This is a genomic window from Roseburia sp. TF10-5 (assembly GCF_003462365.1).
In the GTDB taxonomy this organism is placed as follows: Bacteria; Bacillota; Clostridia; order Lachnospirales; family Lachnospiraceae; genus Roseburia; species Roseburia faecis.
Window position 1 is genome coordinate 149,578 of the sequence record NZ_QTYW01000002.1, and the last position, 25,252, is coordinate 174,829.

The 25,252-nt window shown below is 45.4% G+C and carries 24 protein-coding genes, 1 pseudogene and 1 riboswitch; of the genes and pseudogenes, 4 read left to right on the forward strand and 21 right to left on the reverse strand.

Annotated features, from left to right (window positions below):
- Position 1: 1 nt before the first annotated feature.
- Both DXD06_RS02775 and DXD06_RS02780 read right to left on the reverse strand, forming a co-directional pair.
- Positions 2–487, reverse strand: coding sequence for a hypothetical protein (locus DXD06_RS02775; protein WP_117830567.1), 486 nt, complete (start codon positions 485–487; stop codon positions 2–4).
- A complete protein-coding gene (locus tag DXD06_RS02780) occupies positions 484–693 on the reverse strand; it encodes a helix-turn-helix transcriptional regulator (RefSeq protein WP_117830568.1) in 210 nt (69 codons plus the stop codon). Before DXD06_RS02780 ends, DXD06_RS02775 begins: the two co-directional genes overlap by 4 nt.
- Before the next feature lie 197 nt (positions 694–890).
- On the opposite strand from DXD06_RS02780, the gene DXD06_RS02785 reads away from it, so the two are divergent.
- The 3 genes from DXD06_RS02785 to DXD06_RS02795 all read left to right on the forward strand — a co-directional run bounded on the left by DXD06_RS02785 (position 891) and on the right by DXD06_RS02795 (position 4,086).
- Positions 891–1,988 (forward strand): iron-containing alcohol dehydrogenase family protein, encoded by a 1,098-nt coding sequence (locus DXD06_RS02785; RefSeq protein ID WP_117830569.1) that lies wholly within the window; start codon positions 891–893, stop codon positions 1,986–1,988.
- Positions 1,989–3,182 carry a YkvI family membrane protein gene (locus tag DXD06_RS02790; RefSeq protein WP_117830570.1) on the forward strand — a complete coding sequence of 398 codons (1,194 nt, stop codon included), beginning with the start codon at positions 1,989–1,991 and terminating at the stop codon, positions 3,180–3,182. It abuts the gene before it with no gap.
- Between the two features lie 91 nt (positions 3,183–3,273).
- Entirely contained in the window at positions 3,274–4,086 is an 813-nt protein-coding gene (locus DXD06_RS02795; protein WP_055262469.1) for a DUF6612 family protein, read from the forward strand.
- A gap of 52 nt (positions 4,087–4,138) precedes the next feature.
- On the opposite strand, the gene DXD06_RS02800 is transcribed toward DXD06_RS02795, so the two are convergent.
- The 6 genes from DXD06_RS02800 to DXD06_RS02820 all read right to left on the reverse strand — a co-directional run bounded on the left by DXD06_RS02800 (position 4,139) and on the right by DXD06_RS02820 (position 10,226).
- Positions 4,139–4,612, reverse strand: a complete 474-nt coding sequence (locus DXD06_RS02800; protein WP_117830571.1) for an LURP-one-related/scramblase family protein — start codon at positions 4,610–4,612, stop codon at positions 4,139–4,141.
- Entirely contained in the window at positions 4,609–5,478 is an 870-nt protein-coding gene (locus DXD06_RS02805; RefSeq protein ID WP_022044882.1) for a hypothetical protein, read from the reverse strand. The genes DXD06_RS02800 and DXD06_RS02805 overlap by 4 nt, the downstream gene beginning before the upstream one ends.
- 21 nt (positions 5,479–5,499) lie before the next feature.
- Positions 5,500–6,777 carry an MYG1 family protein gene (locus tag DXD06_RS02810; protein WP_117830572.1) on the reverse strand — a complete coding sequence of 426 codons (1,278 nt, stop codon included), beginning with the start codon at positions 6,775–6,777 and terminating at the stop codon, positions 5,500–5,502.
- Between the two features lie 9 nt (positions 6,778–6,786).
- A complete protein-coding gene (locus tag DXD06_RS16995; protein ID WP_022044884.1) occupies positions 6,787–6,936 on the reverse strand; it encodes a hypothetical protein in 150 nt (49 codons plus the stop codon).
- 577 nt (positions 6,937–7,513) lie between these two features.
- Complete coding sequence (locus DXD06_RS02815) at positions 7,514–8,470, reverse strand: DUF3878 family protein (protein WP_117830573.1); 957 nt, start codon at positions 8,468–8,470, stop codon at positions 7,514–7,516.
- 175 nt (positions 8,471–8,645) lie between these two features.
- On the reverse strand, positions 8,646–10,226 hold the full coding sequence (locus DXD06_RS02820; RefSeq protein WP_117830574.1) for a glucose-6-phosphate isomerase: 1,581 nt from the start codon (positions 10,224–10,226) through the stop codon (positions 8,646–8,648).
- A 179-nt stretch (positions 10,227–10,405) separates the two neighbouring features.
- Here DXD06_RS02820 and DXD06_RS02825 point away from each other — a divergent pair, with 179 nt between their 5' ends.
- Entirely contained in the window at positions 10,406–11,494 is a 1,089-nt protein-coding gene (locus DXD06_RS02825) for a GGDEF domain-containing protein (RefSeq protein WP_207737073.1), read from the forward strand.
- 2 nt (positions 11,495–11,496) lie between these two features.
- Here DXD06_RS02825 and DXD06_RS02830 read toward each other — a convergent pair whose 3' ends face one another.
- From DXD06_RS02830 to DXD06_RS02885, 13 genes and pseudogenes are all read right to left on the reverse strand, one after another.
- Positions 11,497–12,558 (reverse strand): FUSC family protein, encoded by a 1,062-nt coding sequence (locus DXD06_RS02830; RefSeq protein ID WP_022045498.1) that lies wholly within the window; start codon positions 12,556–12,558, stop codon positions 11,497–11,499.
- A gap of 145 nt (positions 12,559–12,703) precedes the next feature.
- Positions 12,704–13,774, reverse strand: coding sequence for an ABC transporter ATP-binding protein (locus DXD06_RS02835; RefSeq protein ID WP_117830687.1), 1,071 nt, complete (start codon positions 13,772–13,774; stop codon positions 12,704–12,706).
- A gap of 221 nt (positions 13,775–13,995) precedes the next feature.
- Entirely contained in the window at positions 13,996–15,048 is a 1,053-nt protein-coding gene (locus tag DXD06_RS02840) for a FecCD family ABC transporter permease (protein WP_117830575.1), read from the reverse strand.
- 58 nt (positions 15,049–15,106) lie between these two features.
- Complete coding sequence (locus DXD06_RS02845) at positions 15,107–16,672, reverse strand: ABC transporter substrate-binding protein (RefSeq protein ID WP_243000837.1); 1,566 nt, start codon at positions 16,670–16,672, stop codon at positions 15,107–15,109.
- A gap of 473 nt (positions 16,673–17,145) precedes the next feature.
- Positions 17,146–18,345: pseudogene (locus DXD06_RS02850) on the reverse strand (sirohydrochlorin cobaltochelatase); the annotation flags it as partial.
- A 125-nt stretch (positions 18,346–18,470) separates the two neighbouring features.
- On the reverse strand, positions 18,471–18,638 hold the full coding sequence (locus DXD06_RS17000) for a hypothetical protein (protein WP_158569470.1): 168 nt from the start codon (positions 18,636–18,638) through the stop codon (positions 18,471–18,473).
- Positions 18,623–18,816, reverse strand: a riboswitch (cobalamin riboswitch). It overlaps the preceding gene by 16 nt.
- A gap of 302 nt (positions 18,817–19,118) precedes the next feature.
- The gene (locus DXD06_RS02855; RefSeq protein WP_117830576.1) at positions 19,119–20,507 is read right to left on the reverse strand and encodes a sensor histidine kinase; all 1,389 of its coding nucleotides are present in this window, start codon (positions 20,505–20,507) and stop codon (positions 19,119–19,121) included.
- On the reverse strand, positions 20,498–21,157 hold the full coding sequence (locus DXD06_RS02860; protein ID WP_055068391.1) for a response regulator transcription factor: 660 nt from the start codon (positions 21,155–21,157) through the stop codon (positions 20,498–20,500). Before DXD06_RS02860 ends, DXD06_RS02855 begins: the two co-directional genes overlap by 10 nt.
- Positions 21,150–21,896, reverse strand: a complete 747-nt coding sequence (locus DXD06_RS02865; RefSeq protein ID WP_117830577.1) for a lantibiotic immunity ABC transporter MutG family permease subunit — start codon at positions 21,894–21,896, stop codon at positions 21,150–21,152. Before DXD06_RS02865 ends, DXD06_RS02860 begins: the two co-directional genes overlap by 8 nt.
- Positions 21,869–22,633 carry a lantibiotic immunity ABC transporter MutE/EpiE family permease subunit gene (locus DXD06_RS02870; protein ID WP_117830578.1) on the reverse strand — a complete coding sequence of 255 codons (765 nt, stop codon included), beginning with the start codon at positions 22,631–22,633 and terminating at the stop codon, positions 21,869–21,871. The genes DXD06_RS02865 and DXD06_RS02870 overlap by 28 nt, the downstream gene beginning before the upstream one ends.
- Entirely contained in the window at positions 22,630–23,334 is a 705-nt protein-coding gene (locus tag DXD06_RS02875) for a lantibiotic protection ABC transporter ATP-binding protein (protein ID WP_117830579.1), read from the reverse strand. Before DXD06_RS02875 ends, DXD06_RS02870 begins: the two co-directional genes overlap by 4 nt.
- 68 nt (positions 23,335–23,402) lie before the next feature.
- Entirely contained in the window at positions 23,403–24,344 is a 942-nt protein-coding gene (locus DXD06_RS02880; RefSeq protein ID WP_117830580.1) for a hypothetical protein, read from the reverse strand.
- Positions 24,334–24,873 carry an RNA polymerase sigma factor gene (locus tag DXD06_RS02885; protein WP_117830581.1) on the reverse strand — a complete coding sequence of 180 codons (540 nt, stop codon included), beginning with the start codon at positions 24,871–24,873 and terminating at the stop codon, positions 24,334–24,336. The genes DXD06_RS02880 and DXD06_RS02885 overlap by 11 nt, the downstream gene beginning before the upstream one ends.
- Positions 24,874–25,252: the final 379 nt, after the last annotated feature.

Sequence of the window (25,252 nt, forward strand, 5' to 3'; positions counted from 1 at the left end):
TCTACATATGCTTGTTCAGTACTCTCCATGCAATTGCATAGACAATAAGAAACAGACAGATCATACACGACATCAGCTTACTGATCATCGGATCATACAGTCCTCCAAAAAGAAAGGCAAAATACATTACAATCAGAAGCACAAACGCTGCCATCTTTAACGCACGCGACCCAATCTCAATATTTCTCTCGTCCGTTACCTGCAGTCTTGCTTCCTTTAATTTCCCTTCGTCTTTCATCAGACGCTTATTGCGGATCAAAAAAATAATTCCAGAACATATAAGCCCCACACCGATCCCACAATATACACCCAGCATATAATCGTCTGCTTTCATCTTTCCCCAAAATTCCATATAATAAGCGGCTGCCGCACTGATTACGCCAAGCAGAATCAATCCCAGCAGGCATTTATTTTTCGCCTGCAGCTGCTTGCGGAATTCCTCGTTGTTTGTCACTTTACTTCCTGAAAATAAACAAAATCCCTTCATATGTTTTCATCCTCCTGATCAAATATAAATAATTCCTCAATGGTTACGTGAAAAAACTGTGCAAGTTTGTGTGCCAGCACTAAAGAGGCTTTATATCTGCCTCCCTCCAGGGATATGATCGTCTGTCTGGTCACATCCACAGCATCTGCAAGCTCACTCTGGGTCACTCCCCGCTCCTTGCGCAGATCCTGAATTCTTGTTTTCATGCTTCCCCTCCTCACAGAATTTTTGTCAAGTTTGCTTTACATCATGAAGTATAGCGTACTTTACATTGTGTGTCAAGTACATTTTACATTTTCATTTCAGGATGAAGCAAAACTTTGAAAGTTTCTATTGAACAGTAACAGGCAATTGGTATAAACTGTGTTATATCGCAGGCGATTGCGAAAATAAAGGAGAACTTATGAAATTAGAAAATTACGAAGTGCATCTGCCAAGCTATTCCATCGGCGATCACATCTACGATAAAATCGGACCGGTCTGTGAATCCTACGGAAAAACCGTACTTCTGATCGGTGGCAGACGCGCACTTAAAGCAGCGGAAGAAAAAATCCGCGCTTATGTAGCAAAAACAAACTTAGAAATCATCGGTGTCGAACGGTACGGCAGTGACTGCACCTACGAAACCGTAGAAAAACTGCGCCAGCTTTCCGTTTATCAAAAAGCGGACATGGTCTTTGGTGTGGGCGGTGGAAAAGCATTGGATACTGTCAAATGCCTGTGCATCACAGACGATAAGCCGGTCTTTACGTTCCCGACCATCGCCTCCAACTGTGCAGCCTGTACTTCGGTATCCATCATGTACAACGAGGACGGCACCTTCTTAAAACCGAACTTTTTTATACGGCCTGCCATGCACGCATTTATCGACACAGAAATTATTGCCAAAGCCCCTGCACAGTATATGTGGGCGGGCATTGGCGATACCTATGCCAAATACTATGAGGCAACCATCTCTTCCCGTGGGGAACAGCTGGAACATTTCACCTCCCTTGGTGTGGCATTAAGTGTCATGTGCCGCAATCCGCTTCTGGAATACGGTGCCAAAGCACTCGAGGATCATAAAAAAGGATTATGTACCTACGATGTGGAGCAGGTTGTCCTTGCCATCGTCGTGACAACCGGAATTGCCTCCATTTTCCTGACGAAAGATTTCACCCCGGATTATAACAGCGGGCTGGCGCATGCAATTTTTTATGCGCTGACCAGTTATCCGATCATTGAAGAAAAACATCTGCACGGAGAAGTCGTGGGATTCGGTGTTCTGTTTGCACTGCTTGTCGACCAGCAGTACGAGGAATTTGAAAAAATCTATACCTTAAACAAACAGCTGCAGCTTCCGACCTCCCTGGAACAGATTGAGATTACGGAAGAACAGTGGGAGGAAAGTATGGACCGCATCCCGGAAATGTCCGATATCAGACATTACCCATACAAAGTAACAAAAGAAATGCTGACCCTTGCAATGAAGCAGCTGAAAGAACGGGAGGCAGACAGATAAATGCATAAAAAATCTTCTGCCGGCACCGGCACCTATTCCATCATCTTTGGTGTTGCCTTTGTCTGGTTCACCACGCATTTCGGCGGCGGATTTGCTTCCGGCGCCCAGATTTACAGTTACTATGTACGGTTCGGCATCTGGTGTCTGATCATGCCTGCACTTGCCATGCTCTATAACGGTATCTTTTTTGCCTACGGCATGCGCTTTGCCAGGAAACACGAAGTATACGATTACCGCTCGTACAACAATGCTTTTTACGGAAAATTCGCCCCAGTTTTTTCCAACCTGTTTGAAGTGCTCTATATCTGTGTCATGTGTGTCGCTCCTGCGGTTGCCTTTGCAACCGGCGGTGCAACATTAAGTACACTGACAGGACTTCCGTATCTGCTGTGTACACTGATCATCGGCATTTTCATCTTTATCGTTGCCATTTTCGGCACCGACCTGGTGCGCCGGGTAGCCTCCGTGCTTTCCATCTGCATCATTGCCGGACTTCTGATTGTATACATTCCGAATATCATCCACGGCTGGTCTGCCATCCGCGCAACCGCACAGCAGATGACAACATCCACACAACCATTCGGAAAGGCACTTTACTCCGCATTCCTTTACGGAACGTTCCAGCTGGCAAACATTGCGGTATTTGTCCAGCATACCAAAGTATTCAAAAAACCGGGCGATGCAGTCAAAAGCATGGGGCTCGGCTTTATCATCAACGCGCTGATGATGACGATGGTCTGTCTTGGAATTATGACCGTTTCCACAAGCCCGGATATGGCAGGTACCAGCGTACCGACACTGCTTATGGTGCAAAACGGTATTGGAAAAGGATTTATGACACCGTTAATTTCCATTCTGATTATCCTCGGTGCCGTATCCACCGCCGTAAATATGGTTGCCGCCATGGTGAAACGTGTATCCGACGGACTTAAAAAACGAACCCTGTCCGGCAAAAATGATGTATCTGCCGGGACACCAAAAGCAGAAACTCCGGACATAAACACCAGAAAACGCATCTCCTCCCGTGAGATTATCATTGCACTGATCTGCTGTCTGATTGATTTTGGCATCGCACAGTTCGGGCTTCTGACACTGATCCAGAAAGCTTACAGTTTTCTGGCTTACCTTGCCATTCCGGTGATCCTTGTTCCATATATCATTCACATGATTGTGACACGAATGGATTCCAAATAAAGCAAATGTAGGAAAAAGGTCTTATTGACGAAAAACATCTTTAGATGATACGATACCTCCATATCAATAAAAAATATGGAGGTTTTATTTTATGAAAAAGTTAAAGAAACAATTTCTGGCAGCTGTGCTTACCGCAGTTATGGCAGTATGCGCTTTTGCCGGCACTACTCCTGTAGCGGCAGCAACCCTTTCTGCCAAGCAGTACATCAACAAAATGGCGAAAGCCACAGAAAAATTGAAATCCTATGAGATGAAAATGAACATGGATATGGACATGTCGGTTCAGGGAAAAACCACATCCACCAAAACCACGTCAACAACGATTGCTTTTGCCAGTCCGCTGAAAACCAAAACCGTTATGACGATGACAATCCCTTCCAACGGTAAGGACACAAAAATAAAAGTAATCTCCTACACAAAACAAAAAGGCAACAAACTGTTGCAGTACACCTCTACGGATAACAAAACCTATGAAAAATCAACCCTGGATTTGTCTGACTACTCCGATATGCTCAGTTCTGTACAGACCACAGATATGTATTCGGATTTAAAAATTGTCAAAAACAGCGTAACCGTCAACGGAAAATCAACCGTACAGATTCAGGCACAGCTGAAGGGCGAAGATATTGCCGGTCTTCTTGCACAACTTGGACTTAACGGAGATAACACACAGGGAACATCTTCTGATTACAGTTCTCTTTCTCCGATTACCATCTCTCTCTGGATTGATAAGAAGACCTATTATCCGGTAAAACAGACGATCGACATGAAAGACTTCATGAACGAGTATCTTAGTTCTCTTGTAGCGGATTCCGATATGTCCTACTCCAAGATTAAGACATCTGTTACATACAAAAACTTCAACAAGGCAACTAAATTTTCACTTCCGAAAGCCTGCAAATAAATGAAAGAAATGAAAAAGCTGGAATAACGACCGATTCGTTATTCCAACTTTTTTATTTTCCCTGTGTACAATTCGCTGCATCAATGGCAATGACAAGCATCAGTGCCGGAATCTCATCTTCGGAATTTAAAATATTAATCGTATAGGTATCTCCCCAGTGGAACAGTTCCTTTGAAATATGTACGACCGAACTGCAGCCCGCATACACATCATAATCCCAGGCGAGGAAATCTCCCTCACAACGCCATCCGTTATAATCAATTTCATAACGCGGTTTAAAAAACGTAAATTCCTTTTGAATATTTCCAAATTCACGTCCACCGATTATAATATCAAACGAAGGAAGAAGCGTAAACAGACGTTGCTTGATCATACCAATTTCATTTCCGGAAACATCAAATACATGGATCTGGTGCCCCAGCCGAAACAATTCTGCTTTTACAAAATACTTTTTATTTCCCGCCTCATCATAGACATCATAGGTATCCGTCCATGAAAAAACACGCTGTTTCATCAGTAATTTCATATTCTTTTTCCCTCTTTCTTCTTTTTCCCGATCTGTGGCAACGTAATATTTACCCCAAGTACCAGTTTCACAAGCCAGACAAAAAACAACAGAACAAGAATCGGTATTACACAGGAAGTCACAAGCATTACCGCAATCGCTTCTATAAACCGGTTCAGTGTATTTTCCAGATTTACTTTTGCTCCGGTCACGGTATTCTCAACTTTGTCCACCAGTCCCGACCAGAAACTACTTTTCCCACCGTCATCGGAACTGCTGCTCCCCTGACTCTGTGTATCCGCCTCTCCTTTGATCTCATCCGTCGCCTGCTTTGCCGATGCAATGGTATTTTCCATGGAAGCTCCATATGTCGCATCAATCAGATCCGCAACCCTGACACTTACCGGAACTACCAGATAAACAGCCAGCCCAAACAAAACCAGCTTACAGGCAATGGTCCTGCCCAGATCTTTTTTGAATCCAAAACAAAGCGACAACAAAATACATCCAATCGGAATCAACAGTTTAAATGCTGCCAGCCCCGTAATGGTAACCAGATATTTTTCCAGATAGATTGCACAGACAACAATCAGAAAATACGAACTCAGATCGGCCAGTTTATCCGCAATCGGAGTACCGGCATCTCCCGGAATAAGCGTAATTGCGGCAGAAGCAGCTGTTGCCGCTGCTGTCAGTTCCAATGCAGTTGTCTTTTTGTCATCCAGTGACTGAATCGCGTGTGCATTTATCTTCATAGTTGGAGATGAGGTGTATTTTGCAATCACACAAAATGACAGAAGTGCACACAAAAGGGGAATCAAAATCGATACGATCCACCGGATTCTCTCCCTCTGTTCTGCCTGTTTGTGGTTTCCTGACTCGTCCATTGTTCTTCCTCTCTTTCTGGTCTACGATCCCGAAGGAAGCCGCACGATGCGGGTCTTTCCTTCCTTCTTTGCGCGCATCAGTACCGGCATGTGTTTTTTGCGGAGTGCATGCACCACCGGATAAGCTGCAAACAGATCTGCCGTAACATAAACCGCTTCCGGTTTACATTCGAGTATTTGTTTTACAAACTCTTTAATATACTTTTTCCAGTCTTCTTTTTCCATCGCAACTTCCGCATACATGCCCTGTTCTTCCAGATCCGGAAGATGCGGAAGTGTCATGTGACAGATCTGTGCATCGGTCATATCCGGAATCTGCCTGAGCATATGCTCTGTTTCTTCTCTCTCGCAATTTTTTGTCTCCTGTGCCTCTCCGGCATCCCACAGACACACAATCACCGGCTTTTGCTCATATTCTTCCAGACTGATCCCGCATGCCCTGATGGCATCCGCCTCGTCTCCAACCGTCATAAGAAATCCGCCCTTGTGGCAGAACCCTGCGCTGGCAAGCCCTGTAGCCTCCTGCAGTTCTTCATTTTCAAGCCCCAGCCATTGCTTTGGAAAACTGCATTTGTAATTCATGGAATCCGGTTTCTTCTGTGGCTGGATACAATATCCGCCACGATTTGACGGGAAAATAACAAACGCTATATCCGTCTCCTTCAGCCTCTTCTGACACGGAACAAATTCCGGCAGCACCAGAATACGCGCATCACCACCCTGTGTCTCCTGCATGGCAAGCACCTGATTAATTTTCTCATCCGCGCGCGCATCTGCGCGATAGCGTGCAAACTTGTTTTCGAGGACCATCCCTGCCACCTGCACGGCCCTCAAAAATCCGACGGACAAACCGCGATCTCTTTCTTCCTCTGTCACTCCATCGGCCGCTTCCGTTTCATCCCACACCGGATTAAAATTGCCAATCAGTGATGCAAGCTCATTCTTTTCCCCGGTATTATCATTTTTATCCAGTGGCTGCACAAATTCTTCATCAAACCGCTGCGCTAACGTCCCGCCTAAGATTTCGCCTCCGAGTTCTTCCCAGAGCAGACCAAAGGCGGCATACGGTACTCCATTTTCACGCACACGGCTGTCTCTCTGGTGATGATCATACCGCCCTCTGCCAATATCAAATACAATCCCATCATATTCTTCCGGCACACGGTTTCCTCTTGTGATTGTAATCTGTGGATTCAGATACAACAATAATGCGGATGAAAATACATCATCCGCATGAAATTTTCCGCTATGTGTAAATGCTTTTGCATTCGGTTTTTTGATCTGTTCTAATAATCCCATCTTGTCTTTCTACTCTTTTTTATTTTCTGTAATTCCCCACTCTTTTTCCATATAATCTCTGCCCATGCCTCCACCGACATCCCCGCTCACATTGCGGAGTGCAGCCATACATACGCCTCCAAGCGCACCAACTACAAGAATCCCCAGTAACATCCACATAAAAATTCCCCCTCTCCGAAAATGATATGTTTTCTTCAATATATTACACCTGTGTGATGAAGTCAACTCATTTCACAAAAAGGGGGAAAATGTGTACCTGAACAGCATGGTGTTCAGGTGCTGAGTGAACAGTAACAAATTATGAATCGATTCACACTTTTCCTTGCAGAGATTCAAAAGATATGTTATTCTATGTATAGAAAAAGGGAAAGCTAGAGAAGCGGCTTACCCCAATAATTAAAAATCTGTTTTAACAACAGCCGTCATTATTGCGAGTAATGGCGGCTATTTTCGTTTTCCCTTGAAAATCGTGTAACACAATCCAACAAGGGCGCAAATGAATATCCCTATCTGAATCAAATCAGAATATGTAACATACATTGGCAACGCCCTCCTTTCTTTCGTCTGGAGGGTTAGCCCCTCCGAAAAAGAGGGTAAGCCGCCCGGCTCTCTAGTTTCCCATGTATCTATACTATCATTTTAGAAAAAGTCTTTCAATCAAATTCTAACCTGATTGTCTTTTTATTCGTTACTGTGTTACAGTTCACAGGTTACCCGGCGAACTGTAACAACAAAATTACAATACGATTTCCTCCACCTGAATCTTCTGGTTTACCATCCCCTGGCGGCTGACCAGCAGATACACCTTTAAATCCAGCTGATCTTTTGCAATTGTAAATGGCTCCTGCCGCACAATTTCTACATATGCGCCCGTCTTTTCCAGTTCTTCCTTCCGTGCGTTTGCTTTTTTCAGGCACAGTGCCAGCCGTTCCTCTCCGCTTTTTCCGAACAGGCGTCGCGGATAGATGGCCGTCTCCTTTTTGATCGTTTCCGTAAGTGTTTTCACAAAGCCAAAATGAATGCTATGGTGCAGGACGTGTGCCACCCACCTGGTTACAATTGTTGACGGATGTCTGCGATAAAAGCGAATCCAGCCAACCAGCAGCCAGTCTTTCGCCTGCTTCGCCAACTGCTCCATCACATCCAGGCCCTGCAGGAAAGACCCTTTCGGCATCTCATGTGGCACCATATACGGCTCCGGTGCAGCACAGTAAGAGCAGAAATTAAGCGCCGGGACATCCGCCAGATGAACCAGATGCTTTTCCCCCTCACTGCAGTAATTTTCCCCCAAATAGGTATACTTGTCCCACAGCACTGCAATCCGAAATTCCAGCTGACGCAGATTTTCATATCGCGGAACCCAAAAATGTGCAATCTCTCCATAGTTATATAGATTTACTTCCAGCTCCAACTTCTGATAAAACAGGGTAATAACACTGTCTCCCTGCCGTACTCCAAGCACATACCGGTTCTGATCCCGGTCATAAGAAGCATCCAGTTTCCCTTCATAATCCTTTTTGTATGTGCCTGTGAAGATTGCTTTCCGAAAAACAAGAAAACTCTCCACGGTATCATTCATTTGATAAACCAACCGGATATCCTGCTCTGTTGTATTCGCTGTATAATCCTCCGGCAACAAAAGTTCAAATTCATTTTGCGCAAGCAGTTCCTGCAGCATTTCAAATGTTGTCACGTTTTTCTACTCCCTGATCCATTGCTAAGCCTATGATACTCTAATGGCTTCTTTCCTGTCAATCATCCCATATTTTTTCAAGAACAAAAAAAGAGTATGAAAAACACCGTTGTTTTCCATACTCCTTTTTTTATATATGTCTTATATCTTTGACCTGCTTCAGACAAAAATCCGATTAGATATTTAACAGATCACTGAATACTTTCAGTGCTCCGTCTGTCTCATGTGCAAGAACGCGCTTTGCAAGGACTTTGCCAAGCTGAACACCTTCCTGATCAAAGCTGTTGACATTCCATAAGAATCCCTGGAACATGATCTTGTTCTCAAAGTGTGCCAGTAATGCACCTAATGTCTTAGGATTTACCTGATCACCAATGATAATAGAAGATGGACGTCCGCCTTCGAAGTTCTTGTTGCGGTTATCATCCTCTTTACCGCATGCAAATGCAACGATCTGTGCCGCAACGTTTGCACAGAGTTTCTGCTGGCTTGTGCTTCCCTGAATATCAACATCGGTTTCAAGCTGATTGTTCTTAAAACCTACAAACTGCAGCGGTACGATATCGGTTCCCTGATGCAGTAACTGATAGAAGGAATGCTGTCCGTTTGTTCCCGGCTCGCCGAAAATAACAGGACCTGTCGGGTAATTTACAGGCTCTCCAAAACGGTTTACGGATTTACCGTTGGACTCCATATCTACCTGCTGTAAATGTGCCGGGAAACGATTGAGTGCCTGTGAATACGGAAGCACTGCGGTGCTCGGATATCCCAGTACGTTGCGCTCATATACACCAATCAGTGCATCCAGCATTTCAGGGTTCTTTAATACATCTTTTTCTGCGGAAAGCTGATCCTCTGCTGCGGCGCCATCCAGGAACTGTGCAAATACATCCGGTCCAAATGCCAGGGATAATACAGCTCCACCAACGGCTGATGTAGAAGAATAACGTCCTCCGATGTAATCATCCATGAAGAATGCTGCCAGATAATCATCACTCTTTGCCAGAGGGGAAGTCTCACTGGTAACTGCGATCATATGCTTAGAAGCATCCAGGCCTGCTTTCTTTAACGCGTCCTTAACGAAAGACTCATTGGTCAGTGTCTCAAGTGTAGTACCTGATTTGGAAACAAGTACGAAAATAGAATGGGCAACATCTACAGAATTCAATACAGCGGCTGCATCATCCGGATCTACATTACTGATGAATTTTGCTTCCATCTTGAATGTGTTGTTTTTCTTTGCCCAATTCTCAAGTGCTAAATACATAGCGCGGGGACCCAGGTCACTTCCACCGATACCGATCTGGACAACTGTTGTGAATTTTTCACCAGCAGCGTTTGTAATCTCACCAGCGTGTACCTTATTGGCAAAATCAGCAATTCTCTGCTGCTGCTCCACATAGAATTTACGCTTATCCACACCATCTGCTACAACGGCTTTTCCAAGCTGTCCACGGGTCAGCTGATGAAGAACCAGACGGTTCTCTCCGGTGTTAATCACTGCACCGTTGTAAAGCTCCTCAAATTTTTCGGAAAGCTGTGCTTCTTCTGCAAGCTTAACCAAAGCTTCCAGTACATCATCATCCACCTGCTTTGCAGCATAGTTGTACACCAATCCCTCTGCCATTGGAATACTGTAATTTTTCACACGCTCTGCCCCGTTCTCGCCAGACATTACTTTTTTCAGATCTATGCGACCTGTTTTTGAAAGGTTCTGAAAAGAAGCAAGGGTATCCAAGTTGTCCCAAGTAACCATAATAGATTCCTCCTATATGTTCTTTGTTATTTTATTCCTCAACCTTACTGATTATACAATGTAATTTCCATGAATTCAAGTATGGATAGTATGTGAAAAATGCGCTTTTCTTTTTCTTATACTGTGATATAATTCTTATAGATGTTTTGGAACGGCATATGTTTATTGGGGGATTACATATGATTCATAAAAAAATAGGGGCGTTTATATTTCAGGATGTACAAAATCCAAATGAGACAAAAACCACTGCTGTGACCCTGCGTCTGTACGCACTGATTCTCAGCGTTTATTTTCTTGTCCTTTTTTGTGTCTGCTGCTTTCTTCGGGATGTTCCTTCCTCCCTGCTGACGCTCATCTGTGGCATTTTATATGTATTTGCTTTCCGGATTACCTATCTAAACCATACACATTTTGCTTCCATTTTTTCACAATTACTGACGTTATTGTGGATTACTGTATTTATACAGAGATTTGGGTGGGACTGCGGTGTACAGCACTTCCTGTTTGTACTTCTCGTATTAAATTTTGCAGTCAGTTTCCACCGCATACGCACTAAAATCTTTGTTGGAATCTGCACATGTGCTTACCGCCTGCTTTTGTATTCCTATACACGGTATCATCTGCCGGTCATCCAGCTTTCCACAGATGCCAGTATCTGCATACAGACCATAGACACTTTGTTTATTTTTGCAGAATTGATCACCGTTATGATTATTTTCACCCAGAATTCCCAGCAGATGGAACACAAGCTTATACGTTACAATCTGGAACTGGAACATATCGCATCCACGGATCCCCTGACCGGGCTTTTCAACCGTTGGCAGATGTATAAGCGTCTGGAAACATGTATTTCCAGATACACGCAGCATAAATTACAGACCCTGACTGTTGCCATGGGGGATATCGACTTTTTCAAACATGTAAATGATACTTACGGGCATGATGCCGGGGATGAAGTTCTCCGCACACTTTCCAGATTGTTTTGCACGGTAATAGGCGAAAAAGGAGAAGTCTGCCGCTGGGGCGGAGAAGAATTCCTGTTTGTATTTCCCGGCATGGATATGGAGGAGGTTCAGCTTTTGATGTCTGACCTTCTGGATGATATCCGGCACACTCCTGTATTATACGAACGCAAACTGATTCATGTAACCATGACATTCGGAGTCGAAGAATTTGGCAGAAATCATACCATGGAATCTGTCATTCAGGAAGCCGACCGCAAGCTTTATCTCGGCAAAGAGAGTGGGCGGAACCGGGTGATCTACTGATTTTATGCCATCTCACCCACCCGGTGGATTTCCGTTCTTTTTCTGAGGAAATCCAAAAATCTGTCACATACGACGGTATATACAGATCCCATCACATTGAATATAATTCGCAGCGTCACTGCCGTACCTGCACCGAATAACCCCGATGCAATCGACAGTGCGCCAAACGTATTAAATACGGTCTGCCATGCATATCCTGCAGAATAACCCACACCAATTCCACCGATCATCCCGATATACGGATACATGGATTCCGGTAACACATGATACAAAATAAGGAAGATCATGCACCCCACAATATTAAACGGTCCCCTGCGTTTTGCACGCTCCACACTGTCCTCATGAAATGGAAGACATACAGACATGCAGGCGATTCCCGCCCACATAGCACGCGGCCATCCGAGCAGTGACACGATCAGCAGTGCCGAAGAAACAATCAGTGTCAGCTTAATATACCACCAGTTCCGCGCGGAACGTACATCAAATTCCCGGAACAGATCCAGGAACGTCCGGCGGTATGGACGGTTTTTCTGATTCTTATAAAATACAGCCATACAGATTCCCATACCAATCAACAGACTGATCACACGTAGCACATAGGCATGTCCACTCACATCATACCCCTGCAAAAGCAGATATCCAAGGACAAACGTGGACTGGTTTGACATGATCACATTGTGGCATCCGAAAATCATGAGAATCAGAATACATGCCACATTCACAAAAAATGCCGGAACCGGATGCATCATATTGGTAATTCTCGGTCCTGCGATTAAAATCCCAAAAATTCCCGCAATACAGAGCAACCCATGACTGGTACGCACCCCGAAATCTGCCTGCCGGAGCACAAGTACTGCCAGCAGCACAACCACTCCCGGTACACTGTTATCTGCACCGAATATTTTACTAAACAGTGTAACCACAGCGACGCAGAATGCCATAACAAGATAGACTTTAAAATTATAGATCAGGATATGTCTGCGTTTTTCTTTTTTGTCTGTTGTGTTTTTGATCAGCTGTTTTGAGCCGACGGAACTCAGCTGTAATTCCTGGTAAAAAGTCATTTTTGCTTTTCCTCTTTTCTTTCCAATATAAAATACGCTGCGTTCCTGCTGACTGTCTGCCGCAGAAACGTAGCGTACTATACCTCGATTTTGTAAAAACGTCAAGGACACGTCCTGTTTTTTTTAGATTCTGTTTAGAATTATTTTAGATTTTGCCAAGTTTTTTTGCATATTCAAAAAGCTGCCGGTTTTTCTCATTATAAGGGCCAAATTCTGTCAATGCACAAATACAGGTTTTGCAACTGCCCAGCATTTGTTTTGCCCGCAAAAAGGTTTCTTCCGAAACCGGAAAGAATGCTTTTTCCGAAAAAACACAAGCGGCAAGTGCAGATGCCGCTGCATACTCCACATCATTTTCCTGCAGAATGCCTGCTGCAAATGGAATATTCTGCCGCTGCAGGCGGTTGTAAACCGCAAGCCCTGTTCCACCACCGCCAATCACAAATACCTCTGGAATTCCTTCCGGTCTTTCCATAAAAACCTGTCCGGTCTGCGGTTCAAACTGCCGGGACTTTACACCGTACAACTGCTGCACGTAGTTCCCGGAAAAGATTTCCTCCGGTGTCCCGACCCGGTCAATACGGTCCCCTTTCACACACGCAATGGTGTCCGAAATTTTCTGTGCCAGATCCAGTTCATGCAATGACATGATAACTGCCAGGTTTTTCTTCCGTGCCAGCATGCGGATGGTTGTAAGAATGTCCAGTTTAAATCCCATATCCAGATAGGAAGTCGGTTCATCAAGAATCAGAACCTGTGTGTCCTGGCAGATCGCCCGTGCCAGCATAAGTCTCTGCCTCTGCCCATCACTGATTCTCCGGAAATCCTGCTGCTGCACTTCCCCGGCATGCACCAGGGCAATCGCCTCGTCCACCTTTTTCCAGTCCTGTTGTGAGAGGATACCAAGCCTCCCCGTGTACGGGTAGCGCCCGGTTGCCACCACATCCCTGCCGCTTAACAGTTCCGTGTGGATGCGCTCTGTCATGACCATCGAAAGATGTCTGGAAATTTCACTGTCCGTCAGTTCCCGCATGGATTCTTTTCCCAGAAAAACACTGCCGCCAATGGTTTTAAGCTGTTTGGTGATGGTCTTTAAAATTGTCGATTTTCCGGAGCCGTTTGGTCCGATCAGTGTGAGGATTTCCCCTGGCCGGACACCCAGATTGATATTTTTAATCAGGGGAATCCGGTCGTATCCCACAGTCAGATCACGCATCGTAAGCTGCTCGGCATCGTTTGGTATATCTTGTGCAGGAAACTGCCCTGGCTCATTTAGCATATTCTGCCCGTTATGTTGTTTTCCGTTTTCTTCTTTCATCACTTTCCAATTATTTTCCATTTGCATTTTTGTGTCTGCTCATAGTAACTTTCTTCCTGCCTTTGCGTCCTTATCCGTTTTGGCTTTCTGTCTGCACGTTATTTGTCTTCCACGATTCATCACATCCGCTGCTTTCGCAACATTGCCGCAATTACCACCGGCACTAAAAATACCGCAGTCACCGAACTGATACTGATCTCTGTCGGTGCAAACACCGTCCGCGCAATCCCGTCACAGAACAGCGTAATCACTGCGCCGCCAAGAAAACATCCCGGAATTAGAATAATCGGTTTTGCCGTGCGGGTTGCCAGTTTGATCAGATGTGGTACCGCAATCCCGACAAAAGAAATCGGTCCTGCAAACGCGGTCACACATGCCGACAGCAGACTTGACAGTAAAATCAGTGCAATGCGCAGCACTTTTACATTTACACCCATATTTCTGGCATAAGATTCTCCCATCTGATAAGCACTGATTGGTTTTGCAAGCCCGAAGGTAATCACAACCGTGATTCCAACAATTATGACCATGATGCGAATGTGCTCCCAGCTCATACCGGAAAAACTTCCCATTGACCAATTGTGAAGATTGACAATATTGGAATCATCCGCAAACGTCACACAAAAATCCGTAATCGCCGAACAGATATAACCAATCAGGATACCGCACACTACAAGAAGCGACATATTCGATACCCGAAACGAAATCAGAAGGACAAATCCCATGGCAAGCAGTGAACCGACAAATGCAGCTACCACCATTCCAAGGGAACTGACCATAATCCCTTTTTCCAGAAGAAAGATCATGGTCAGTGCCACGACAAGTTTGGCTCCGGAGGAAATCCCAAGCACATACGGTCCTGCAATCGGATTCTGGAAAAAACTCTGCAGCAGGAAACCGGATACGGAAAGTGCCCCTCCGAGCAGAACTGCAGCAATGATACGGGGCAGACGGATTTTCCAGACAATCTGATACAGTGTGGAATCCGGCTGATGTTTTGTCAGCACGCCCAGAAAATCAAAAAAAGACATTTCCACACTTCCGACACCGATATTCCAGAAAAACAAAACGACCAGCAATCCCATGATCACAAGAAAAGAAACCAGATAGCGGAGCGTTCTGTTTGTTTCTGTCCCGGAATTATTCTTTTTTTCTTTTATTTGTGATCTCATGTTCTGCTCCTCATGCATTACGACAATTGTTATTATTTGTACATCCGTACGCTCCGGCTCACTGCAATTTCTTCAGAAACCGGTATGTTCCATCCCCTTCTCCCGTCAGGATCTGATTCAGATCCTCGATAAAATCACAGGTTCCGGTAGACTGCTGGTAAAAATTGCTTCCCGTTGTGTATACCTGTCCGCTTTTTACCGCCTGAAAATCCGCAAACAGGCTGTTTTTCTTTACCAGCTCATCAACGGACGTCAATTCCCCCTCAATGGTTCCGTTGTAGATCAGCACATCCGCATCAACCTCCGCAGAATAAAAATCTTCCATCTGCATTTTCATCGTGGAAAGTGCATTTTTTTCTTCATCCGTATAATTTCCGAGTGAATAGGTACCGCCTGCAAGTCCGATCATCGCAGAGACATAGTCGTTTGGCTTGCGCACAGTGATCGTCCCGTCCGAGGAAACTGCAAAAAAAGCCACCTTTTTCCCGGTACTCTTTTTTTCCATAATCGGTTTCACACGTTTTACCTGTTTATTAAAATAGTCATCTGCCTGCTGTTGTTTTCCAAACAAAACACCGAACAGTTTGATCCATTCCAGCCGTCCCAGCGGATGCTTTTCATAACTGGAACGCTCGACCATCACCCTGATGCCAAGTTCTTCGAGTTTTTCTTTCACTTCCGGATTGTGTGTAATCATCGTATTTTCGATTGCAAATGTACAGCCGCCCTGTAACAGCTGTTCGTAGTCCGGGGCACTGTATTTCCCGGCATAAACCAAAGAACCGTCTGCCATGGCATCCTTCGCCTGCTGCACATACCAGTCGTCTTCCTTCAATGCGGTGTATGCAACGTGTGACAGCCCACCGGTCTGACAGATCAGATCCATCACCGCAGACGATACAAGGTACACATGGTTTAACGGCTGCTGTAAAACAGTTACATCCTCCGGTACATCCGCTGGCACCGAAACCCCTTTCGGAATAAGCAAAAAACGACCGTTGTCCACGATCGTAATCAGCTTATAATTTCCATATTCATCGATCTGAAACTGATCGGCATAGGACAATTTTACCTGCCCGGTCTGTTTCAGATCTTTAAAACTTACATCTTTTGCAAAAGAAAATGTCAGGGTGTAATCAATCTCATGCGGCTGGCTCATGGCTGTAGTGTCTCCTACTACATCCATCGTACACGGAACTCCGGCAATTGGAAATGTAAACGTTGAATTCCCGCCCTCGTTCTCATTTGTATATTTTTTTCCATCGACCAGCATGTAATCGTAATAATTACTGCTCCAGACTATGGTTGCATATGCCTGTCCGTCCGTCACTTTCACTTTTGCTTCAGAATCTACGGAAGCTCTGCCGCTTCCGCCTTCCAGTTCTACATTTACGGTGTATTCTCCGTCTTCCAGCGATGTGTCCGGTTCCGCGGTGGCAGTCTGCGTTTCCGCGGCATGCTGCACCTGTTCTTTTTCTGCCGTAGAACCACAGCCGGACAAAACCGACACACACATACAAAGGGACACTATAATTACCGTTAATTTCCTGCTTTTCATACTTTTTCTCTTTGACCGGATGATTTCTCCGATCCATCCTATCTGTTTTCCTGTAACTTCTGACACATGTACATCATTTTCAAATACGATGTACCGGAATTGCCGCCGTCTGGCAGACAACTCACATTTTATTTTTTCTGTGCATCTGATACACTGACTTTATGATCATACCAGGTTCCCTTGGTTCCAAGAATTGCAAGGTCAAACTCTTTTCCAAGTTCTTCTACCGGCACGTCAAATCCGTAAACTTCCTCTGTCGTTCCATCGCTGTATTTTACTTTATCTGTCGTTGGCTGTAACAATTCTGCACCGTCTTTTTCTGCATCTTTTGCGCTTCCCAGAAACAGATTTACGATTTTCTTGGATACCAGACGGATGTGAATGGTCATCTTTTTGTCTTTTACGGTAAGGGTTCCACATCCATTGTCTGCTTCATTGACATGAAACATCCCACTGTCGGTATTAAACTTTGCGGTATAAGTGCCATCCTCCAGCGCGGCATCCGCGCTGGAAGAAGCAGACTTGGAAACTTTTCCAAGTGACTCAATTGCATTTTTTGTGTGCTCTACATAAAGTTTCTGAACAGCTTCAATCTCACCAAGTCCGGCAATCTGTGTATCAATGCTGTCAAAATTACCGCTTGCAGTAAACTGGCTTTTCCAGGAATCGTCATCGTCTCCTGCCATATCATTGTTTGCATGATCTCCGGCTACCACCATGAGCGGACGAAGAATTACTTTCTTGTATCCGGCATCTTTCACTGCCTGAATCACATTCTCACAGGAAGTATCTTCCGGCTCACCCTCTACAGTTCCGATAAAGACGTTGTCATATCCGAGTTTTTCCATCTGTGTAGCCATCTGGCTATAACTTACTTTTGCAGAATGGGAAGTACCATGTCCCATAAATACAAATGCTGTACCGTCTTCTTTTGCAGCATCTAAGGAATCATAGCCTGCGGTCTTTACAGCTTCTGCTGTGATATCTTCTGCAACTGCCTTCTTGTCATCATTGATCACTGTTGCATCGTCACCAACTTCACCAAGCAGAGGTTCCGCAACAACAACTTTATCAAATTTATCCTTGTATGCGTCCAGTTCTCCAACGAGCTCATCATACTCTGCACCATGCATCAGGTGTGTCGGCTGGATCACCAGATTCTTGACACCGTTATCTACAGCTCTCTGCAATGCCTGATCCACGTTATCAATCTTTTCACCATCTCTGGCCTGTACATGATTGATAATAATCTGTGCAGTAAATGCTCTGCGGACTGCCCAGTCTGGATTTGCTTCCTGAACGGCCTTCTCCACACCACCGATATCCGCAACACGGCTGTCGTTGAAAGAAGTTCCGAAACTTACCACAAGAATTTCGTTCTCCCCGATGTTATCCTCATTTAACGGATCATCCTTGGATGCATCCCCGGTGTCTCTGCCAAAATAATCCGGATCTGCATTCTCGCCTGAAACAAGTGCTTTCTGTGCATCTGTCAGCTTGTCCCATGCTTCTTTTGCAGCTGCGCACTGCTCATCTGTTTTATCGGTTCTCTCCTGTACATAAATAGCATCAATCAATTTTGCTACCTCATCTGCGGCTGCCTGATCGTCTTTTGCAGACTCTGTACCCTGCGAATTTTCTACCTGATTGTTGTCTTTGCTGTCTTTGTTTCCGCATCCGGCAAGCATTCCTGCAGCCAGTACACATGTCAGAAACAATGCAAGTGTTTTCTTTCTCATAATTCTCTCCTTTTTGAAATACAGCATAGACTGCATTTCCTGCATACACCACATCCACCCTGACGGATTTCTCATGCGATGTATTCTTTGGGTTGACGGGTTGCTTCATCTCATAAGATCACGCATCATCCAAAGTGCCAAAAGAAAAGCCCCACCCGGAACATTCCGAAAGGAGCAATCAACCCATGCAAAAAGGAACTGTCTGCGGATGGCTGTCCCACACAGTTTTCTGTAACATGCAGTACGATCAATGACTCGTGATCTGAAAGTAAAAACTTTCTGTACCAGATCATTGGCAGGTTTCCTGGCTCATAGATCATCATAACATGCTTCGCCTTCCCAATGCAGCTGCATCAGTGGCATATGAAATGCAGCCTAAGCTGCATTTCCTACGTACATCGCATCCGCGTCAGCGGATTTCTCATGCGATGTGCTCCTTCTTGAAGTGCAGCCTAAGCTGCATTTCCTACGTACATCGCATCCGCGTCAGCGGATTTCTCATGCGATGTGCTCCTTCTTGAAATGCAGCCTAAGCTGCATTTCCTACGTACACCACATCCGCCTTGGCGGATTTCTCATGCGGTGTGCTTCTTGCAGTTACTCCCTAATCACAGTGACGAGTTCGTACAGGATTTGCACCTGTTTCCCTTTTACCCTGTGCATACAAGCCCATATATCCCATGCAAAGTGGCTTTATATGACAGGCACCAACGATCTTCTTTATGAAACTTTTTACATATTAGCATATTGCGCGTTTATTTACAATGCGAAAATTACGTCTTTTCCGTTTTGATCCGGCACACCACTTCCGCTCCAGACTCCGCGTGGTTGTAAAAACAAAGCATGCCGCCCTGCTCTTTTAAGAATTTTTTTGTGATCGCAAGACCAAGCCCCTGATGCGTCCGGTCATGCCGGCTGGCATCCCCGCTGTAAAATTCCTGATCTGCATAGATGAGATCCTGCTCCGAAAAACCCTTTCCAAAATCGCGGACGGTTGCAGTCAGATACTCCTGCCCCTCATACACTTCCATCTGCAGGCGCACCACGATCCCGCGCGCCCGGTCTGTGTGTTCCACCGCATTGCTGACCACATTTTTCCACGCTCTGCCAACCGGTCCTGGCTTGCAGCATACATTCCCACACAGGGAATCCTCCTGAAAAACAACCGGAACTTTTTCCGCTGCCGCAATCTGCATGGCTGCTTCTTTGAACTGCTCTTTCAAACGCGCACAGGTGACTACTTCTGTCTCCTCTGCGCGGTCACGTCCATACAGCAGTTGCCGCATATGCTCCAAATACTGCTCCATGCTGCCCACATTCGCCAAAATAGCATCCGTACACTCCCGGTTTTCCGCAGACAAATCCGTCTCCGCCAAAAGCTCGGCATTTCCTTTGATGACAGTAAGCGGTGTCTTGATATCGTGTGTCAGTGCCGCAAGCTGCTCTTTTTTCTGCTGCTGTGCGTCCCACTGTCTGGTCAGCGAATCTTTTAATGCTTCTTTCATGCCGGAAAGTGAGGACATCACATCGTCAATCTCCTTAATCTGTGATGGTCCGGTTTCAAACTCCAGATCATTTTGTCCAATTTTTTCCGTAACTTCGCGTAGCTGCCTAAGCTCCCGTTTTAATTTTTTTGCAAAATGGCCGGACAACAATGTGGCATGCAGGAAAAACAGCACCACGCCAAGCACCGGTGTCAGTATCTCCAGAGATGGAACAATGCCGTTTAATTTATCGTACGCATACCTCATATGCAAATCGTATTTTACAATACAGATATCGCCGCTGTTCTGCTTAATATAGCGGTAATACTTTCCCATGGATGCATACTTACTGCCGTTTTTATACCCCTGCCATGCCCTTTTCTGCGCGTCTGCCGAAAAAGTTCCGGTCTTAAACCACCCCGCCGCATCGTAAATCCCGTATCTGCATCCATCCGGAATCAGGGCTTCCACATCTGTCCCCGCAGCCTTAATTTCTTCCGTATGGTCCGTCAGTTGCAGCTCCGCATAATTGGCAGGCAGCGTAAATCCTGTCATGGGACTTAATACCAGAAACACCAGACAGAACATTCCGATTCCGAACGTATCCAGACAGAATAACGCCGCAAATTTCAAAAACAGCCCGGTCAGTGTTTTTTGTCTTCTTTTTTTCATTTCCATCGATAGCCGATCCCCCAAACCGTTTCAATCGGGTTGATCCCGAATTTCTGGAATTTTGCACGGATATTTTTTACATGCTCCGTAATTGCGGAACTGTTGCTGTCCCCGTCAAATCCGAATACATGCTCTAAAATCCGTTCTTTCGAAAATACCTGTCCGTGGTTTAATGCCAGAAATTCGCAGATCGTATATTCCGCCTTTGTAAAAACAAGTTCATGTTCCTGCACATAGATTTTTCTCTCCTGCATGGAAAAACGCACCTCCCCGATACAGATCGTATGCGTTTTTTCCCTGTTTTCCCGCCGGATATGTGCAGCAACTCTCGCCCGCAGTTCCCCGATCCCGAACGGTTTTGTGATATAGTCATCCCCACCCGCGCCAAGCCCGGTCATTACGTCTTTCTCTTCGGTTTTTGCCGTGAGAAACAGAATCGGACAATCCACTTTTTCGCGGATTCTGCGGCACAGATCAAACCCGTCTATGCCCGGCATCATCACATCTAAAAGAATGAGCTGGTATCTGCCCAGTTTGTCTTCCTCCAGTTGCAGCGGATCTTCAAGTGCCGTCACCTGATACCCTTCCCGCAAAAGTGCTTTTTTGATCACAGCTAAAATTTCCCGGTCATCATCAATTGCCAATATCTCAGTCATTGCACTGCCTTCCTTCATATTTATGAAACCATACTCCGATTATGACACACATCAGAAACAAGAGCAACAGACAAAACAACACACGTTTCCCGTTTACGGGATCATTGCAGTACCGAATGCCCCTTGCACTCCACGTAGCCGGAAAAAACTGCCATCTGCCCTCCCCAAGCCCGGTGAGAAACAGGGCGGACACCACCGACTGCGCCACGCCCACGCACTGGGATACGGTCTTTGGAAAGATCAGATTCAGGAACAAATGCTCCAGATACAACGGCACACTTCCGAAAATCAGTGTCCCCGTCAGCCGCACATACTGCATGCCAATCCCCTCTTTTCCCAGTAAAAAATGATACCCGGCAGCAAAAAGAACTGCTGCCCCGAAAATTGCAAGAAACCCCATGCCAAAAAGAACCACGCCCTTTACAACAAATCCTTTGCCCTTTACTTTGTAGTTCCCGAGAAATACCTGAAAATGATTCTGCTCCTCAAGTCCGATATTTCCCGCACACACAATGCTCACCACAAACGGAAGTCCGATACCGATCAGTTCAAAATATGCCATGGTCTGTCCCATGGGATTTCCTATGGTCCCGCGATAATAAAACAGCATGAAACCAGCGATGATAACCGGCACCGCCACATGAAACGGAATTAAAAAAGTATGCTTCATTTTCAAAAGTTCCGCCCGGACACTTCCCATCACACGTTTTGTCATTCTGCCACCTGCTTTCGAAACCATGTTCTGCCTGCCAGCCAGAATACCAGAAACCACAGAAGTGCGGCAGGAATTCCAATCAACAGCCCACTCACTCTGCCGAGTTCCGGAGAATAGGTCACCTGCCCCGGCTCAAACGGCAGTCCGTTTGGCATCACTTTGATCACGACACACATCAGCCGCGATGTGATCGCTCCCGGAAACAACGCAAACCACGGTTTTAACGATACCGACGTAGACAAAATACTATAGATTCCAACATGGATCACAAGCATCAGAAATGTGCTTATTTTCTGTGCAAGAAGCAGGCAGAACGGAATCTCCCAGAGTGTGGTAAGCCACAACACAATTCCTGCCAGTATCTGTGCCGGAATCGGGATTGCCTGCCTCATCTTCAGATTCCCCACAGATTCCAGCAGCATCTGCCCCATCATGGAAAACAGCGTAAGTCCAGCAACTGCAACCGCCGACATCTTTATTCCGACAAGGATTTTTGCGTCCCAGATCTGTTCCATGCCGCAGGGCAGTGACCATATCGTGTAATTCTTTTTCTGTTTGTCCTTTTTCCCGATGATGCTGCACAAAATGCCCAGAAACCCCGGATACAGCCCGATGTACCACCAGTTGTACACATCAATGGAAAAATAGGAAGAGGTCAGCCAGAATGCCAGCAACGCCGTAAACACCGGCATGCCGAACGTAATTGCTGCCACGGAGGTATGACGGTATTTTAACTGTTCCGCCTGAAAATAATGTTTCATGATTCATTCCCTCCTTTTGCGACAACCTTCATAAACAATGCCTCCAGATCCTGCTGTTCCTGCAGTTTTCCTTCAAATCCCACCGTTCCCTTTGCAATGATCCCGATGTAATCGGCAGTCTGCTGGATTTCACTTAAAATGTGGCTTGAAATGATCACCGTAATGCCTTTTTGCGGGAAACTCCGGATCAGTGCGCGCAGCTCCTGAATTCCAAGTGGATCTAACCCGTTGACTGGTTCGTCAAGTACCAGCAGTTTCGGATCATTCAAAAGTGCCAGACCGATGCCAAGCCGCTGCTTCATTCCGAGGGAAAAAGCCCCTGCTTTTTTCTTTCCCGTATCCGTCAGGTCGACGGTTTTAAGTACTTTCTGAATTTTTTCATCCGGAATTCCGAGAAGAAGCGCGCGCACTTTCATATTCTCCCACGCCGTCAGGTTTTCATAAATGGGCGGTGTCTCGATCAGCGCGCCAATATCCGCCAGATCTGCCCGCGTCCACTTATGCCCCTCAAAATAAATTTCACCGGACGTAGGGTTTAACAGTCCGGTGATTGTTTTCAACAGCGTGGATTTTCCCGCGCCGTTTGCCCCCAAAAGTCCGTATACACAGTTTTTGGGGATTTCCATTGTAATGTTTTTCAGAACGTTTTGTCCTTTAAATTCTTTTGACAGATTTCTGATCGTGATCATATTCTGTTCCATGTTTCATCCTCCTCTTGATTTGTAAAATCAGTATAAAGGAGAATTCTAAGGAATTTATAAGGATCTTTTTATTTTATCTGCAGCTTTAAAAATGCCTGCTTCTGCGACGGATCTTCCGGGCTTTCCACCGGTTCATCCGTCTGTGTTCCCAGTTCTTCGTAGGTCATGACCGCACCGCCAATGCCGATCTGCCGCTTCTGGCTTGTGCCGTCATTAAATGTTACCGTACAGGTGATCACGGTGTCTTTGAACACCTTGTCATAGAGTTTTGCAAGTTCCCCTGGATCTGTGGCACTGCTGTGCATTGCAGTAATTTCGTCCTGTGATAACTCCTGCGTTCCGCAGATATTGATCGTGGTATTCTCGCTGCTTTGTCTGTCATATGCCACCGTGTAGGAAGAAAGTGCCTGCTCTTTTGCGCCCGATGGTACTTCTTTTACCATATAATCATCTGCATGTTTCTGGTAAATATCCAGCGTTGCTTCCGTTTCCCCACGCTCTGTGATCCCTGCTTCTGCTGTATCCCCTTCATAGGCTTCGGAATCAACGATCATATCGTCCGTTTCTCCGGTATCTGTCACCTGAAAAAATCCATTTTCCATATGATAGCTGATAGTTTTAATGTCATCGCCCTTGACAGAGAGCGGCATTTCCATAACAAATCCCATCTTTCCGGTTTTGCCATCATCCCATGCCGCATATCCAAATGTATTGCTCACCGATTCTCTGATGTAAACCGGTTTATCCTTTGTCAGTTCCGCCGCCTGTGCACAGATGACAAACGGATTTTTGGAAATGCTGACTGCTCCCGGTTCTTTTTGTACTGTCTGGTGTCCTGCTGCGATAGTTCCTGCCACAAGAAGTGCAGCACATGCAACTGCTGCAACTCCTATTTTCCATATTTTTTTCATATCATAATTCCTCCCTGCCTGTTTCACTGCAATCTCTGTATCTGCAATTTCCGGTGCAAGGGCCTGTTTTAAGATCTGATCCAGTCGTTCATCCGTCATATCCGATCGCCTCCAATTGTTCTTTTAACAATGCTTTTGCTTTGCGCATCCGGGTTTTTACGGTACTTAACGGAATATGTAAGCATACCGCAATCTCCTGCATGGTCATTCCGGCGGAAAAATTCAGGTAAACCGGCATCCGGTACTTCTCCGGAAGTGCTGCCACAACTGCCTGAACTTCCTCGATTTCCGCCTGATCTAACATCTGCTGCTCGGGCGTTTTTTCGTCCTCACACGCGCCGGACAAACCGCCCTGTTCCATGTATTCTTCAAGACTGCTCTCCGGAAGAATGCGGTTTCGCACGGCGTATTTTTTCTTTTTGTTTTTCCACAGCAGGATTGCTGTCTGCATGGCATAACTTTTTATATTCTGCGCTCCATCAAGCTTTTTTTGCTTTTCCAACAGCTTTACCATGGTGTCCTGATACAGTTCGTTTCCACACTCTGTACTCCCGGCATTCATCCTGCAGAACCGCAGAATGTCTTTTCCATGTTCGGTGACAAACTGCTCAAATTCGTGCTTATCCATCCCAGATCCTTTTTCTCTCTTAAATCGATTTAAGGGGTTTGCCCTTACACTTTTATATTGTCCTGAACTGGCAAAAAGGTTTTATTTATACTATAATAATATCCTGAATCATCAAAAATGTCTCCGTTTTATTTTTCAAACATACTTAATTAACGACAAATAGAAATTTCCATAATAGAACTTGCAGTTAAGAGGCGCCTGGAAAGGATATGCGAATCCCATAAACTGAAATAAACATAAAAACACCTGGTTAAATCACTTGATGATAAGGACTGGTATCTATAGATAAAAAATTAAAGGCTCAGGTGACGTTTTTTCGAAATTTTAGTGCTTGAAATCAGGAAATGTCACCTATATAGTAAAAATTGCTTTTTCAGGT

Excerpts from the sequence above, each read along its gene's own strand:
- DXD06_RS02855 (WP_117830576.1), bottom strand. The coding sequence starts at position 20,507 with ATGGAAATGAAAAAAAGAAGACAAAAAACACTGACCGGGCTGTTTTTG.
- DXD06_RS02835 (WP_117830687.1), bottom strand. The coding sequence starts at position 13,774 with ATGCGTGATCTGACTGTGGGATACGACCGGATTCCCCTGATTAAAAAT.
- DXD06_RS02775 (WP_117830567.1), bottom strand. The coding sequence starts at position 487 with ATGAAGGGATTTTGTTTATTTTCAGGAAGTAAAGTGACAAACAACGAG.
- DXD06_RS02790 (WP_117830570.1), top strand. The coding sequence starts at position 1,989 with ATGCATAAAAAATCTTCTGCCGGCACCGGCACCTATTCCATCATCTTT.
- DXD06_RS02875 (WP_117830579.1), bottom strand. The coding sequence starts at position 23,334 with ATGGAACAGAATATGATCACGATCAGAAATCTGTCAAAAGAATTTAAA.
- DXD06_RS02820 (WP_117830574.1), bottom strand. The coding sequence starts at position 10,226 with ATGGTTACTTGGGACAACTTGGATACCCTTGCTTCTTTTCAGAACCTT.
- DXD06_RS02860 (WP_055068391.1), bottom strand. The coding sequence starts at position 21,157 with ATGACTGAGATATTGGCAATTGATGATGACCGGGAAATTTTAGCTGTG.
- DXD06_RS02780 (WP_117830568.1), bottom strand. The coding sequence starts at position 693 with ATGAAAACAAGAATTCAGGATCTGCGCAAGGAGCGGGGAGTGACCCAG.
- DXD06_RS02830 (WP_022045498.1), bottom strand. The coding sequence starts at position 12,558 with ATGACTTTTTACCAGGAATTACAGCTGAGTTCCGTCGGCTCAAAACAG.
- DXD06_RS02800 (WP_117830571.1), bottom strand. The coding sequence starts at position 4,612 with ATGAAATTACTGATGAAACAGCGTGTTTTTTCATGGACGGATACCTAT.
- DXD06_RS02795 (WP_055262469.1), top strand. The coding sequence starts at position 3,274 with ATGAAAAAGTTAAAGAAACAATTTCTGGCAGCTGTGCTTACCGCAGTT.
- DXD06_RS02840 (WP_117830575.1), bottom strand. The coding sequence starts at position 15,048 with ATGAGATCACAAATAAAAGAAAAAAAGAATAATTCCGGGACAGAAACA.
- DXD06_RS02825 (WP_207737073.1), top strand. The coding sequence starts at position 10,406 with ATGATTCATAAAAAAATAGGGGCGTTTATATTTCAGGATGTACAAAAT.
- DXD06_RS02880 (WP_117830580.1), bottom strand. The coding sequence starts at position 24,344 with ATGACGGATGAACGACTGGATCAGATCTTAAAACAGGCCCTTGCACCG.
- DXD06_RS02810 (WP_117830572.1), bottom strand. The coding sequence starts at position 6,777 with ATGGGATTATTAGAACAGATCAAAAAACCGAATGCAAAAGCATTTACA.
- DXD06_RS16995 (WP_022044884.1), bottom strand. The coding sequence starts at position 6,936 with ATGTGGATGTTACTGGGGATTCTTGTAGTTGGTGCGCTTGGAGGCGTA.
- DXD06_RS17000 (WP_158569470.1), bottom strand. The coding sequence starts at position 18,638 with ATGATCTGGTACAGAAAGTTTTTACTTTCAGATCACGAGTCATTGATC.
- DXD06_RS02805 (WP_022044882.1), bottom strand. The coding sequence starts at position 5,478 with ATGGACGAGTCAGGAAACCACAAACAGGCAGAACAGAGGGAGAGAATC.
- DXD06_RS02885 (WP_117830581.1), bottom strand. The coding sequence starts at position 24,873 with ATGGATAAGCACGAATTTGAGCAGTTTGTCACCGAACATGGAAAAGAC.
- DXD06_RS02870 (WP_117830578.1), bottom strand. The coding sequence starts at position 22,633 with ATGAAACATTATTTTCAGGCGGAACAGTTAAAATACCGTCATACCTCC.
- DXD06_RS02865 (WP_117830577.1), bottom strand. The coding sequence starts at position 21,896 with ATGGTTTCGAAAGCAGGTGGCAGAATGACAAAACGTGTGATGGGAAGT.
- DXD06_RS02785 (WP_117830569.1), top strand. The coding sequence starts at position 891 with ATGAAATTAGAAAATTACGAAGTGCATCTGCCAAGCTATTCCATCGGC.